Here is a 13726-nt window from a genome sequence, read left to right on the forward strand (position 1 = left end):
TTCACATCTTCACGCGCGCTACCTGGCGTGTTTCGATCGCCGGGGTTGCGCCGGTGACCGGATGCAAACGTTCGTCGAAGTCATCGAGACTCGGGAATGGAAGCGGTGATTCCGTCGCGAGCGACGACAAGCGGCTTCGCCAGGCGGCCAGATAGTCGAGTCGCACGTCGTGCGTGACATAAGGAACATGCCAGGCCACGAACGGCTCGAGCACATCGAGCCCGGTATAGCCGAGCGTGCCTTGCAGCAGCGGCCGCAGCATGTCCATGAGTGGCCCGTGGACGCCGTCGTCAGCGAACATGTGAGCCTGTCCGCCCAGCGTGAGACTCACCACGGCGCGCTTCCCGCGCAGGCCGCCGCGATTGTAGAAGCGCATGCCGCCATAAACGGGTCCGGAGACGAGAACGCGATCGATCCAGCCCTTGAGTATCGCCGGGGTCGAGAACCAGAACAGCGGAAAGTTCAGGATGAGCAAGTCGCATCGCATGAGCTTCTCGAGTTCGTCCTTGATGTCCGGGGCGATGGTGCCGCCGGCAACGCCGTGGCGCTGCTCGAGTGCATAGACGCAGTAGTCGGGGTTGGCGCGTGTTCCGAAGTCATCGGCGGATGCGACGGGATTGAAACCCATGGCATAGAGATCCGACACCTCCACTTCGTGCCCGGCGTCGCCGAGCACATCGACTGCCGTGGTTTTGAGTGCCGTGCAGAATGACTGCGGTTCGGGATGCGCGTGGACGATCAGGACTTTCATGAAAGCTGGCCTCGTGACGAAAGGGCAATGGATACCGGCTGGAACGCGGGTATCAGGCGTGAAACGTGACTTCGCATCGAAAGTTTCGTCGCGCCGCGCGCTGCTGTACATTGGCGGAAGTGACAAACACTTTGCGAAATCCGACATGCACCGCGCGGCCATCCTTGCTTACGAAAATTGCTATGCCTTCAGCCTGGGGGGATTCGCCGACATACTTCAGGTTGCGAATTCCCACCTGAGGCGGCAGAACGGCGAAGCGGGGGCGCGCTACGAGTGGCATTTCGTGTCGCAGCATGGCGGTCCGGTCAGGACCAGCAACGGTCTGGAGATCAGTACGCAACCGATTCGTCCGCGGCAGCGATTCGACCTGGTGTTCGTCCCTAGTGCGCACTACGCCGGGCACAAGGCGTTCGACAAGCTGCTGGCGAGTCAATCGATGGCGTGCGACTGGCTGATCGCGCAATGGAACGCCGGCGCTTGTGTCGCGGCAAACTGCACCGGCACCTTCATTCTGGCGAAGACCGGCCTGCTCGACGGACGATCGGCGACGACGACGTGGTGGCTCGCCGACCAGTTTCGCGCCAGGTTTCCCCGTGTGAATCTTCAGGTCGAACCCGTTCTGACTGAAGTCGATCGCCTGATTTGCGCCGGCGCATCGGCCTCCTATCTGCTGCAGACGATTCACATCATCGAGCGTCTGTCGGGGCCGACGATTGCGTCGCTCTGCGCGAAGACCATGCTCATCGACGTCAGCCAGACCCGGCAAACGCCTTATCTCCCGTTGCTGGCCGACAAGGTTCATGGCGATTCGCTGGTTCATCGCGCCCAGCACCGGTTGCAGAGGAGCATGGCAAAAGAGGTGCGGATATCGGTGCTCGCGAGCGAACTCGGCGTGAGCGAGCGGACCCTCATCCGCCGCTTTCAGGCCGCGCTGGATCAGACGCCGCTGCGTTATTTGCAAAGCCTGAGAATCGAGGCGGCCCGTGGGCTGTTCGAGGCGGGCGACCTGAGTATCGAGGCGGTTGCAGTCAAGGTCGGCTATAGCGACGTGAGTTCGTTCTGCAGGTTGTTCAAGGAGCGGGTCGGGCTGAGCCCGGGCGCGTACCGTGGGCGTTTTCGAACATCCTGACCCGCGTGGTCCTCGCGCTTTTTCAGTGGCGCGCCGGCGGCCGATGGCGAGCGATTCAGCCGTTCCGCCGCCTGGGCAACGCTGCCGGTTCGACACCGGTTGCGAAACGACGGCGCACGGCCAGATCCGGCAATATCGGGCGGATGTCGATCGTTCAAAAAAACAGGATCGTTGATGCAGATATTTCAAATATTCAGCATGCGCGTGGCTGGCTAGACTGAAAGCCGTCAATCCCCACCACAGGTGCCCTGATGGCCAAACCCGCCACCGATCTGGAAAAAATTACGCGATTCGCTCCAAAGCTCGCTCAGCTGAGCGAAGACGTGCTCTTTGGCGATGTCTGGCAGCGCCCCGAGCTTTCGCCACGGGAGCGCAGCATTGCCACCGTTGCTGCGCTCACGGCGCTCTATCGTCCCGAGCAACTGCCCGGACACCTGCAGAGAGCCATCGCCAACGGCGTCACGAAAGGCGAGCTGGGAGAACTGATCACCCACCTCGCGTTCTACGCCGGCTGGCCCGCCGCGGCATCCGCGATCAATGCGCTCGCCGCGCTGCCCGAATAACGGAGAGGTGTTCGATGCCTTACGCGAGAATTGCGTTGCTGGACGGTAAGCCCGCCGACTGGTTGGCGGCGATTTCGAGGAGCTTGCAGGAGGCGCTCGAGCAAACGTTCGAGGTGCCGGCCGGGGATTGCTTCCAGATCTTTCAGCAGTGCCGGCCGGGCGAACTGGTCTATGACCGGGACTACGGTGGCGGGCCGCGCACCGACGATTTCGTCCTGATCCACATCACGGCTGGCCGCGTGCGCAGTCCTGCGTGTAAAGCGGCGTTCTACGCGAAACTCGTCGAACGGCTCGCGGACAGCCCCGGCATCCGGCCCGCGGACGTGATGGTGATCATCGGCACGACCGGTGCCGACGACTGGTCGTTCGGGCATGGCCGGGCCGCATCGCTGACGGCGCCGCCGGCTCATCGGGCCGTACCGTGAGAATCGCGTTGACGTGAGGTCCGAACCAGGTCATGCGACGACGGAGAAAACGCCTTCGAGAGCCGATGCACCGAAAGGGCCGAAGCGCATCGAAGGCGAAAGCGCGGGATGTCCACCATCCGGGCCGAGTGCTTCGACAAGCGCACGTGCGCGGAGCAGTCGATCGACGACTGCCGGCTTCGGTAAGGCGCCCCGGCCCGCATTCTCCGGCCGGTCAATCGCCGGACCGGTCGTCGCGCTCCGCGGCCACGCCCGCGAGCCATTCCGCATAACTGGACGCGACGCGTTCGCGCAGCTCGTCGTCATGCCACACGCGGATCACCTGGCCTGCCACGCCGCCTGCCGCGGGATCGAGGTCGATGCACAGATGGTTGCCGCTGCCGTCGTGCGTGAACGGAAGCCACTTGAGGTTGTACCAGTCGTCGCGAATGCCGGCGTCGGGCTCCGATGACATGCCGTCGAAGTCGCCGGACGCAACCAGTTTCTGCCAGATCGACCATTGCGCGACGATCTCCTGCGCGCTCAACAACGCATCGCTTTCGGCGAACACGGCGTCGGGATCGGCTTGCCCGTCGTGCAACCGGAGGCTGGCGATCAGGTCGTCCGGCAGCGTCGAACCCAGCGCGGCTTGGAGTTCGGCAATCGCATGAGCGTCGGCCGGCCCGTTCAGGCCGCCCGGCAAGCTCGCGGGATGGGCGGCGATCGCGTGTTCGATGCGCTTCCATGCATCGTGAACATCAGGCGCAACGGCGCCGGCAACCGGTGCAGCGGCGGAGGCCGCGGCCTGCGGCGACTGCGCCGGAACGGTCGCGGTGTCGTCCGTCGTGACATCGGTGCGCGACGCGCGCGTACCCGTGCCATCCAGTCGCAGAAACAGCACGGGCGTCCCGGCCGGCAGTGCATCGACGCCCGCCGGGATCGCGACGAGCACGTCGGCTTCGGCCATGCCGCGGATGGGGCCGTCACCCTGGAACGGCAGAAGGCTGACCCGCGATTCGCCGCGGTCGGTGGCGGACAGATTGCCCCATCGCATCCCGTTGACTTCGGCATCGGGTTCGATGTCGTGCGCGGTCAGTGCGGTTTCCCAATACGGCCCCGGCGTCGCCATGTGCTCCAGCAGGTCGAGCACGTGCGGGACGATCGTATGCAGCAGTACGGCGACGCCGCTCGTGTGACCCGGCAGGTTGACCAGCACGGCCTGGTCGTAGCGGGTGAACGACTCCGTCCGGTAGACGAAGCCGTCCGGCCTCGCGGATTTCACTGTCCACTTCGTCGGCGGCGAGCGGTCTTCGCTTCGCCCGACGTTGAAGCGTTCGCCGGGCACCTGCCGGACCTGGACCGTCTCCCGGCTGTTCGAATACATCATCTGCGCATTCAGGCCGCGAATCCCGAATGGCGCACCCGCCGGCAATCCGGCGCCGACGATCAGGTCGTAGCGGCTGGACAGCTCGACCAGCTGCTGCTTGAAGGCCCGTTCGTTGCGCTCCACCTCGGGCGACAACGAATCTGTCGAAGGCAACGGCAGATATTCGACGACCGGGACGTCGTAACCCCATTGCCGCAGCACCGCGCGCAGATACGGGCCCATCGAGTCGAATCGCTGCCAGGGTTCGCGCGCGTGGCCCGGCGGCGCCACATCGTAACTGGCGATCACGACGCCGACACGCGGCCGCCTCGTGACGGCAACGTCGCGCACACCTGCCGCTATCAGCGCCGCCTGTCGCGCGGGCGTGATCCGCATCCCTTTCGCGAGCAGCACGTGTCCTTTCCGGAATTCACTGCCGATGGCGATCACGTGCTGCCCTTCCGCCAGCGGCGCATGAAACCGCAGGCGTGCGCCCGTGTGCGAGTCGATCCACCGATGCTCGGCGTTCGGCGCAACCGTGTCGGCGTGATCCGGCATCGCGACGTAGGCGGGAATGCTGGCCACTTGCCGTTCGCCGAGCGCGCGGGCAGCCGGGCTGGCCGTTCGCGACGCCAGCTGGCCCAGCCCGACTTTGCAGTCGAGCTCGACGGGTTCCCGGCAAGAGGCGGTTGCTGTATCGGCCGCACGCAGCGCATAGCCGTCGCAGGCGGCCAGCGGAACGGACGGAACGTCGTCCGGGGCGAGGATGTCCTCCGCCGTGACGCGCAATGCCGCTTCGTCGATCGGGATCGACTCGCTCAGCATCGCGCCGGGAACGAGGCGCCGGCATGGTTCATAGGCTTGCCTGAGCCATGCGGGATAGCGGGCGGGTACGCTCATCGGGTTCCTCGTCGTGATGCTTCGTGGCACACCATTGTGCGGCCAGGCGGCCCGCGTCTCTCTCCAGACGCGTGACCGAAGGCGGATTTTTGTGAAGCGCTATTGGACGATTCATCGCGTTGCGATGTAACTGTCAGGTGTGTCAGGAGATTGTCGGCAGGGACGGCCCGGCCGGTGCTGGAACAGGCTGGCGGTCGACGAATGAATGACGCGCCGCAACGCATCGGCCGATGGCACGGAACGGTCGGTGCACGCGGCGGTCATAATTTTTTTCGCAAGGAGCAATGAATGGCATCCAGCCAGAGCACGGTCGATTTCATCGTCGAGCAGATCGCGGCGGCCGGTACGGTCTCGTCCCGCAAGATGTTCGGCGAGTATGGCATCTATTGCGATGGCAAGATGGTCGCGCTCGTCTGCGACGACCGGCTGTTCGTCAAGCCGACCCCGGAAGGGCGCGCGTATCTCGGCGCCTGCGAAGAAGCCCCGCCGTATCCGGCCGCGAAGCCGCACCTCGTCATCGCCGGCGATCGCTGGGACGACCGCGAATGGCTGTCGGCATTGATCCGGATCACCGCCGCGCAGTTGCCGATGCCGGTGAAGCGGAGCCGATAGCGACAGTGCGCGACACGCAGGCGTATTCTGTGACACATGCGTGCGGCCATCGCGCGCCAGGGAGTACAAGAATGGAGACATCCGGACATCCGCGCGGCACGTGGCGTGCCCGCCGCGCGTGGCACGCGCTCGTCGCGGTTGCGTGTCTTGGCTGGAGCGCGTTGTCGTTCGGCGCGGACGGTGCGGGCGGCGCGGCCGCGTTGCTCGATCGCTATCGCAGCCTCGGCGCGCAACTGAAGGACAACGCGTTTCACCGGCCGGTGGTCCTCGAATCGGCGGAATCGTCGTCATCGCTGAAGGGCGACATCTACGCGGTGGTCGATTATCCGTTCGCGGTCGTGAGCGATCAGCTCGACGATCCTGCGCAGGGCCCGGCGAACTGGTGCGCGGTGCTGATCCTGCACCTGAACACGAAGTACTGTCACGCGTCGAGCGGCAGCAACGGCCCGGTGCTCGACGTGAACCTCGGCCGCAAGATCCAGCAGAAGCTGTCGGACACCTATCGCGTGCAATTCCGCTATCGCGTGGCGGCCGCGACGCCCGACTATTTCCAGGTCGACCTGACCGCCGATAGCGGCCCGATGGGCACGAAGGACTACCGGATCGCGCTGGAGGCCGTGCCGGCCGGCGGGTCGCGCACGTTCCTGCACCTCACGTATTCGTATGGCTTCGGCACGGTCGGCCGGATGGCGATGAAGACCTACCTGGCAACGGTCGGCAGCGACAAGGTCGGGTTCACGAACGTCGGCGCATCGGCCGCGCAGCCGCAGTACATCGGCGGCGTGCGCGGGCTGCTGGAGCGCAACACGATGCGCTACTACCTCGCGATCGACACGTATCTCGCGACGCTCGACAAGCCGCTCGACCAGCGCCTCGCGCGCTGGTTCGACGCGACCGAACAGTATCCGCAGCAACTGCACGAAGTGGAAAGGAACGCGTATCTGCAGATGAAAGCGCAGGAGGTGCAGCGGCAGCAGGCGGCGCGCTGACGGTGTGGCCCGCCGGCGCGCGGCCCGGCATCAGTTCGACGCGCCGCCGACCGTGCGGATGCTGTGCCACTGCCCCTGTTCGACGCGGAACAGCGTGTACGGCGGCTTGATCAGGTCGCCGCGCTCGTCGAACGAGATCTTGCCGGTCACGCCGGTCACCGATACGCCCGGCAGGCTCGCGACGATCTTGCCGCGATCGAGCGAATCAGCCTTGCGGACCGCCGCGATCATCGCGAGCGCCGCGTCGTACGCGAACGGCGCATACAGCTCGACGTCCTGGTTGAAGCGCGCCTTGTAGCGCTGCGCGAACGCGACGGCCGACGGCAGCTTGTCGAGCGCGGGGCCGGGCTCGAGATCCTGCGTGCCTTCGCCCGCGTTGCCGGCGATCTTCAGGAATGCGTTGCTTTTCAACGCGCCGGCGCCGAACAGCTGCGCGCGGATGCCGAGCGAGCGCATCTGCTTGACGAGCATCGCGCCTTGCTCGTCGAGCCCGCCGAAGAACAGCAGGTCGACGTTGTTGCTCTTCATCGTCGTCAGGATGCCGCGGAAATCGACGGCCTTGTCGTTCGTGTATTCGCGGCCGACGATGCTGCCGTGCGCGTCCTTCACGCCTTTCTCGAACGCGTCGGCGAGACCCTGGCCGAACGCGGTGCGATCGTCGATGATGCCGATCCGCTTCGCCTTCAGCTGTTCGACCGCGAAGCGGCCGGCCACCACGCCGCCGACGCCGTCGTGCCCCATCGTGCGGAACACGTTCTTGAAGCCCTGCATCGTCAGTTGCGGATTGGTCGAACCGGGCGTGATCATCGCGACGTTCGCCTGCTTGTAGACGGCCGACGCCGGAATGCTGCAGCCGGAGTTGTAGTGGCCGATCACGCCGACCACGCCGTCGTCGACCAGCTTCTGCGCGACCTGGATCGCGATGCGCGGATCGGCCTGGTCGTCCTGCACGTCGAGCACGAAGCGCACCGGCTTGCCGCCGACGGTCGGATGCTTCGCGTTCTCCTCGTCGAGTGCGAGCTGCGCGCCGTATTGCAGATCCTTGCCGACGCGCGCGACCGGCCCCGTCAGCGGGCCGGCGAAGCCGATCTTGACGGTTTCCGGGTCCGCGGCCTGCGCGGCCCCCGCGACCGTGCCGATCGAGCAGACGGCCAGCCATACCAGCCAGTGACGACGATTCATGATGCCTCTCCTTGTGTGGGTGGAAGTCGTGGCGCGCGTCAGAATCGCGCGGCCCGGTACGGCGTGAGGTCCAGCGGCGGTGTGCGCCGGGCGACGAGGTCGGCGACGATCTGCCCGGTGATGCCGGCGAGCGTGACGCCGAGATGCTGATGACCGAATGCGTGGATCACGCGCGCGCTGTGCCGCGCGTGACCGATGACGGGTACGCCGTCGGGTAGCGTCGGCCGGAAGCCGAGCCAGCTGCGCGTCGGCGCGCCGAGCGACGGCACGGCTTCGCGTGCGGAGCGCGTGAGCAGCGCGACGAGCGACGGGTTCATCGGCGCGTCGAAGCCGCCGAGTTCGACGGTGCCGGCCGCGCGCAACCCTTCGTCGAGCGGCGTCATGTAGAAGCCGCGTTCGGCCCAGCCGACCGGCCGCGTGACGATCGGCTCGTGCGTGGCGAACTGCACGTGATAGCCGCGCTCGGTATCGAGCGGCACCGCGTCGCCGCACGCGGCCGCGAATTCGCGCGAGCGTACGCCTGCGGCAATGACGACATGATCGAACGCGCGCACCGTGCCGCCCGCCTGCACGTTCACGCTGTCGCCGGCGGGCGCGATCCACTCGACGCGCACCCGTTCGAGCGTTGCGCCGGAGGCGGCGAGTTGCGCGAACAGCTCGCCGAGAAAGCCGTGCGGGTCGGAGAAATGCCAGCTGCCGACGAACAGCACGCCGCGCGTGAAGATCGGCGCGAGTGCGGGCTCGAGCTGGCGGATCGCGCTCGCGTCGAGCGTCTCGAACGGCACGCCGAGCCGGCGCCGCAGCGCGAGCGACGGTTGCGCGGCATCGAACGATGCCTGCCGCGCATACAGGTACAGGCATTCGCGCGGCCGCACGAACGCGGCGAGCCGCGGCGGCGCGAGCAGCGGCGCATAGCCGTCGGCGGCGCGCGACAGCAGCGCGGCCAGCGCGCTCGCGCTGCGCGCATGGCGCGCGGGCGTCGACGCGAGCAGGAACCGCGCAAGCCACGGTGCGCCGCGCAGCAGGTAAGGCCAGCGGATGCGCAGCGGGCTGTCGGCAGCGAACAGGAAGTGCGGGATGTTGCGGAACACGGACGGGCCGTTCACCGGCACGCAGCCGTACGGCGCGAACGTCGCGGCATTGCCGAACGACGTGCCCTGGCCGATGCCGGCCGGATCGAACAGCGTCACGCGATGCCCGTCGCGCTGCAGCCATGCCGCTGCGCCGAGCCCGATGAAGCCTGCACCCACGATGGCGACATTCGCCATGACGCTTCCCCTCCGGTCCACGTGATTCACACAAAGTTGCGATCAAGAATCACACAGTAATTTTTTGTGTGCAATCAAAAATCGATTGTGTGGTGCCAGTGTTTACCCGATTCCAATACATTGATTCAGCAGACTTTTCCCTGGGCGTTTGACGGGGCGGGGATGTCATATACAATCGCTGGGCAAGCCAAAACGGCAGACAAACGCTTTTTGTGTGGTCACAGGCGACAAATGGCATCAGACAAACTTTCCGGCGAGCGCGACAGCGGCCTGCTGGTGCAGGCGAAGCGGCCGACTTATGTCGAGGTATCGAGCTCGATCGAGGCGGAAATCCGCAACGGCACGTATCCGCCGGGCAGCCGGCTGCCGCCGCAGCGTCAGCTCGCGACCGAGCTTGGCATCAACGTGTCGACCGTGTCGCGTGCGTACAAGGAACTGCAGCTGCGCGGCCTCGTGATCGGCAGCAAGCGGCGCGGTTCGCTCGTCACCGGCGGCGCAATGCCGAGCATCGAGCCGGCCCGCGCGTCGCTTGCGGCGGGCAACGGCGTGATCGACTTGACCGTGAACCGCCCGGCGACCGGCGAGTTTCTCGCGAGCCTCGCGCAGACGTTCGGCACGCTGCCGAACGACCCGCGGTTCGCCGCGCTGCAGGAATACCAGCCGCCGCAGGGGCCCGACTGGGCGCGCGCGGCCGGCGCGCAGTGGCTCGCCGCGCCCGGCTTCACGCCGCCGCGCGACCAGGTGGTCGTCACGAGCGGCGCGCAGCACGGGCTGTATGCGGTGCTGAACAGCCTGATCGGTACCGACGGCGTGATCATTGCCGATCGCCTCACGTACTACGGCCTCAAGGCGCTCGCGCCGGTATTCCAGTTCGAGATCGTCAGCGCGCCGGCCGACGACGACGGCCTGCTGCCCGACGAGATCGAGCGGATCTGCCAGCGCATGCCGGTCAAGGCGATCTTCGTCGTGCCGAACCTGCAGAACCCGACCGTGACGACGATGAGCCTCGCGCGCCGGATGGCGCTCGTCGACGTCGCGCGGCGCCATCACGTGACGATCATCGAAGACGACGTATACGGCCCGCTCGTGCGCGACCGGCTGCCGGCGATCGCGGGGCTGTGTCCCGAGCTGACGTTCCATATCGGCGCGACGTCGAAGATCCTCGCGCCGGGGCTGCGCCTCGGCTACCTGAGCTGCCCGCGCGACAGCGTCGCGCTGTGCGCGGAAGCCGTGCGTACGACCGCATGGATGCCCGCGCCGACATCGATGCTGATCGCGACGGTATGGATCGAGGACGGCACCGCCGAGCGGATCATGGCCGCGCAACTCGCGGAAATCCGCGCGCGTGTCGATCTCGCGCGGGAGTTGCTGCCGGCCGGGCAGCTGAAGTCCGATCCGGCGTGCATGTTCGTGTGGCTGCGGCTGCCGCCGCCGTGGCGTGCCGACGACTTCGCCGCGAATGCGAAGGCGCGCGGCGTGATCGTGATGCCGTCGTCGACGTTCGCGGTCGATCGCGCGGAAATCGAGCATGGCGTGCGCATCAACCTCGCGTGCCCGGCCACGCGCGACGAGCTCGTCAACGGGCTGCGGATCCTGTCCGGTACGCTGAAGGACCGGCCGCGCGCGCTGTTCGGTTCGATCTGACGGCGCCCGCTCAGTCGAGCAGATCCGCGACGACGTCGACGATCCGCTGCAGCAGCGCTTCGTCGTAAGGCAGCCACGGCACCGCGCGCAGCGGCGACGGCGGCGGCTCGATCGTGGCATCGACAGGCGCGCCATCGCGCGTCACGCGGCCGGTCGCGCAATGCACCGACCACGCGCCGACCCGCACGTGGCGTTCGTCGATCGTGATCTTCCCTTGTGCGACCGGTTCGGCGAACACGAGCGACAGCACGTGTTTGCGATGCCGCGCCATTACGCCGAGCGGCAGATCCGACAAGCGGTTCAGGCGCTGCCAGCGTTCCGTTTCGAGATCGCGCTGGCGGACCGGGTCCGTCGTGCGCGTGGCGGTGGCCGCACGCGTTGCATCGTCGTCGAGCGCGAACGCGGCCACGCTGACGAGCAGGTCGACCGCGCGCGCGACTTCCGAGAACACGACAGGGTCGATCTCGCCGATCGGCAGCGGCGCCCAGCGACGCTCATGCCGGCGTTCGACGTGCAGCCGGCGCGACGTGCCGTGGCTTTCCGAACCGGGATAGAGCCGCGCATCGACGAGAAAGGTCGCGCGCACGTCGCCGAATTCGCGGACGAGTCCGTCGTCGTACGCGCGGATCGACCAGCCTTCGCGGCGCGCGACGCCGAGCAGCGGCCGGCTCGACAGCACATGACCTTCGAACATCGCGGAATCGCTGGCCGACGCGTCGTCGTCCGCCGGGACGTAGTACTCGCGAAATGCCTGCCTGACCGGTTGCCGCAGCGAACGGCCGACGATCGCGCGCTGCCACGCGAGCCGTTCGTCCGCGTCGGCCAGCAGCGGGTGCCAGAGCCGGATGTCGCTGTCCTCGGCGATCTCGCACGCGTGCCCGGCCGCGTCGCGCAGCACCACCTTGCCTTTCGCGATGTCGGGCATGAACGATTGCGTCGCGCCATCGCTGCCGCGCGCCTGCCAGATCATCCGCGCGGAGAACGCGGCGCCGGCCGGCGCATCGACGAGCCGTTCGCGCCATTCGGCGTGGCCGAGCGTCATCGGCTGCCAGAAGCCGGCTTCCATGCACGTGGCGAGCATCGCAAGCTGCTTCTTGTCGGGCTTTGCATCGAGCGTCATCCGCAGCGCGGTGTGCGGCCGCTCGCCGAGCATGCGTTCGGCCGGTTTCAGGTTGCGTGCAAGCTTCTTCTGCACGCCTGCATGACGCACCGTGGCCAGCGCGTCGCGCAGCGCGCGCACGCTCTCGGGCGTCGGGATCGTTTCGACTGCATGGCCAAGCGCGATCGCGAGCGACTGCGACGGCACCGTCTTCGCGGCCGTCGGCGCGACGCACACGCCCGTCAGCAACGGCCCGATCAGCGGGCGCAGCCATGCTTCGTCGCGATAGGCGGCCACGCGCACGGCGCGCGCAACGACCTGTGCATCATCGATCGTGAACGCGCGGTCGGCTTCGTACGGCACGGTGCCGGCATGAAGGGCCGCGATCTGTCTTGCTGCGTCGGTCAGCGCGTCGTGCGCGAATGCGACATACGCGGCGTCTTCCGCGAGTGTGACGGCCGGATCGCTGGCATCGAGCCACAGCCGCTTCGGCGCAAAGTAGCCGTTGCTCGACGCGGCCAGCGCGAGTAGCGCGGCCGGCCCCAGCTCGGGCAGCACGTCGAGTTCGCGCACGCGAAACGGCGAGTCGGCCAGCGCCTGTGCGTAGGCCTCGCGCCGCGCCGAGAAGTCCCGGCGGCCGGCAAACCAGTCGAGCGCATACGCGCCATATGCGGACTTCGCGCGGATCTCGCCGTCTTCCGATTCGCCCGCGATGCGCGCGAGTTCGGCCTGCAGCGCGGGCGACGGCAGCGCGTCGAGGCAGGGCAGGTCTTCCAGCGCGCGTTTCCATCCGCCGGGCGGCATGTCGCGGAACAGTTCGAGTGCGGTATCGGCGTCGACGAGCGGCTCCAGGCCGAGCGCGTCGATCTGCCCGCGCAGCCAGCGCGCGAATTCGGCGCGCGGGTCGTCGTACGCGTGGTCGCGCAGCATGATCTCGTACTCGGCGCGACGCAGTGCCGGCCAGGCCGCACCGAGCGTGTGCGCGTCGAGCGTCGACAGGTCGATCGGCGCGCCGGTGAAGCGCGGATGGTCGGCCGTGCCGGTCAGGCGCGCGACGAGCAGCGCGGCGAGGTTGCGATCGGTCATGTGCGGTTTCCTTCCCGGCGGCGTGCGGTGCACGGTCGGCCGTTTCGTTTTGACACCATTTCATCTGTACTTGTCGGGCGTTTCGGATCGCGCCACCGAGGCCGGCTGCTCGTTCGATCGCGTGCGGCATGGGACTGACTCCGGCACTGAACGCCGTGCGGCCGCACAGTATTGCACCCCGATTGAGGCAATCGGGCGAATGCCCGTCCGGCGGGCGTTCCGGGCCGATCCGGCCGCGCCGCGCCGGTTTCCCGGCCAGCCGGCCATTTCATAAGACGTACAGTTATCCCGCCATGCGCGATTCGCGTCGAACTGTACTCTTGTTCGCGTGGTCGATGTGTGTACTCGTCGCCAACTGTTCTGCTCTTAAGATTCCATCATCAAGTGCACAGTGCCGCAGATCCAGTCTTACCGGAACCCTGTTGGCGCATCTTCAAGAGAGCCAGTGCGATGGAAAAGGCAAAACCGGAGGGAAAGATCAGGAATCACGACGGCCCGGTCGGCGGGCGAAACACGTGCGTGTCGGGCGCACACGGCAGGGCGGCGCTTCTGCGCCTGCCGGCGGGAGGCGCACGATGAAACTCTATGAAAAACTCGCGGACGACATCGAGCGTCTGATCCGCCAGGGCGTGTACCGGCACGGCGACCGGATTCCGTCGGTGCGGCAGGCGAGCCAGCAGCACCGGATCAGCATCACGACCGTGCTGCATGCGTATCTGCTGCTGGAAAGCCG

General features: G+C 67.0%; 12 protein-coding genes. 7 read left to right on the plus strand and 5 right to left on the minus strand.

The window, feature by feature from the left end; genetic code table 11:
• Position 1: 1 nt before the first annotated feature.
• Positions 2 to 751, minus strand: coding sequence for an NAD(P)H-dependent oxidoreductase (locus tag BLA15945_RS29615; RefSeq protein WP_059242091.1), 750 nt, complete (start codon positions 749 to 751; stop codon positions 2 to 4).
• On the opposite strand from BLA15945_RS29615, the gene BLA15945_RS29620 reads away from it, so the two are divergent.
• The 3 genes from BLA15945_RS29620 (at position 750) to BLA15945_RS29635 (ending at position 2868) form a co-directional block, all read left to right on the plus strand.
• Positions 750 to 1880, plus strand: coding sequence for a GlxA family transcriptional regulator (locus BLA15945_RS29620; protein ID WP_230950503.1), 1131 nt, complete (start codon positions 750 to 752; stop codon positions 1878 to 1880). The two genes, BLA15945_RS29615 and BLA15945_RS29620, sit on opposite strands and share 2 nt — an antisense overlap.
• A 251-nt stretch (positions 1881 to 2131) precedes the next feature.
• The gene (locus BLA15945_RS29630) at positions 2132 to 2443 is read left to right on the plus strand and encodes a carboxymuconolactone decarboxylase family protein (RefSeq protein WP_059242087.1); all 312 of its coding nucleotides are present in this window, start codon (positions 2132 to 2134) and stop codon (positions 2441 to 2443) included.
• Between the two features lie 14 nt (positions 2444 to 2457).
• Positions 2458 to 2868 (plus strand): tautomerase family protein, encoded by a 411-nt coding sequence (locus BLA15945_RS29635; protein ID WP_059242085.1) that lies wholly within the window; start codon positions 2458 to 2460, stop codon positions 2866 to 2868.
• A gap of 214 nt (positions 2869 to 3082) precedes the next feature.
• Here the strand turns inward: BLA15945_RS29635 and BLA15945_RS29640 are convergent, their stop codons facing one another.
• Positions 3083 to 5113, minus strand: coding sequence for an SMI1/KNR4 family protein (locus tag BLA15945_RS29640; RefSeq protein WP_174994080.1), 2031 nt, complete (start codon positions 5111 to 5113; stop codon positions 3083 to 3085).
• A gap of 288 nt (positions 5114 to 5401) precedes the next feature.
• On the opposite strand from BLA15945_RS29640, the gene BLA15945_RS29645 reads away from it, so the two are divergent.
• Both BLA15945_RS29645 and BLA15945_RS29650 read left to right on the plus strand, forming a co-directional pair.
• Positions 5402 to 5725 carry a TfoX/Sxy family protein gene (locus BLA15945_RS29645; RefSeq protein ID WP_059242081.1) on the plus strand — a complete coding sequence of 108 codons (324 nt, stop codon included), beginning with the start codon at positions 5402 to 5404 and terminating at the stop codon, positions 5723 to 5725.
• A 71-nt stretch (positions 5726 to 5796) separates the two neighbouring features.
• Complete coding sequence (locus tag BLA15945_RS29650; RefSeq protein WP_059242079.1) at positions 5797 to 6714, plus strand: hypothetical protein; 918 nt, start codon at positions 5797 to 5799, stop codon at positions 6712 to 6714.
• Positions 6715 to 6744: 30 nt separating this feature from the next.
• On the opposite strand, the gene BLA15945_RS29655 is transcribed toward BLA15945_RS29650, so the two are convergent.
• Entirely contained in the window at positions 6745 to 7896 is a 1152-nt protein-coding gene (locus tag BLA15945_RS29655) for a branched-chain amino acid ABC transporter substrate-binding protein (protein ID WP_059242078.1), read from the minus strand.
• Positions 7897 to 7934: 38 nt separating this feature from the next.
• On the minus strand, positions 7935 to 9164 hold the full coding sequence (locus BLA15945_RS29660) for an NAD(P)/FAD-dependent oxidoreductase (RefSeq protein WP_174994081.1): 1230 nt from the start codon (positions 9162 to 9164) through the stop codon (positions 7935 to 7937).
• Positions 9165 to 9395: 231 nt separating this feature from the next.
• Between BLA15945_RS29660 and BLA15945_RS29665 the strand changes: the two genes are divergently transcribed.
• On the plus strand, positions 9396 to 10808 hold the full coding sequence (locus tag BLA15945_RS29665) for an aminotransferase-like domain-containing protein (RefSeq protein WP_174994082.1): 1413 nt from the start codon (positions 9396 to 9398) through the stop codon (positions 10806 to 10808).
• A gap of 10 nt (positions 10809 to 10818) precedes the next feature.
• Here the strand turns inward: BLA15945_RS29665 and BLA15945_RS29670 are convergent, their stop codons facing one another.
• Positions 10819 to 12993 carry a DUF4132 domain-containing protein gene (locus BLA15945_RS29670; RefSeq protein WP_174994083.1) on the minus strand — a complete coding sequence of 725 codons (2175 nt, stop codon included), beginning with the start codon at positions 12991 to 12993 and terminating at the stop codon, positions 10819 to 10821.
• A gap of 575 nt (positions 12994 to 13568) precedes the next feature.
• Between BLA15945_RS29670 and BLA15945_RS29675 the strand changes: the two genes are divergently transcribed.
• Positions 13569 to 13726: GntR family transcriptional regulator (locus BLA15945_RS29675; RefSeq protein WP_113976490.1), on the plus strand; the 158-nt coding region annotated here is incomplete at its 3' end.

Origin of the sequence: Burkholderia arboris (genome assembly GCF_902499125.1) — a bacterium.
Classification (GTDB): Bacteria; Pseudomonadota; Gammaproteobacteria; order Burkholderiales; family Burkholderiaceae; genus Burkholderia; species Burkholderia arboris.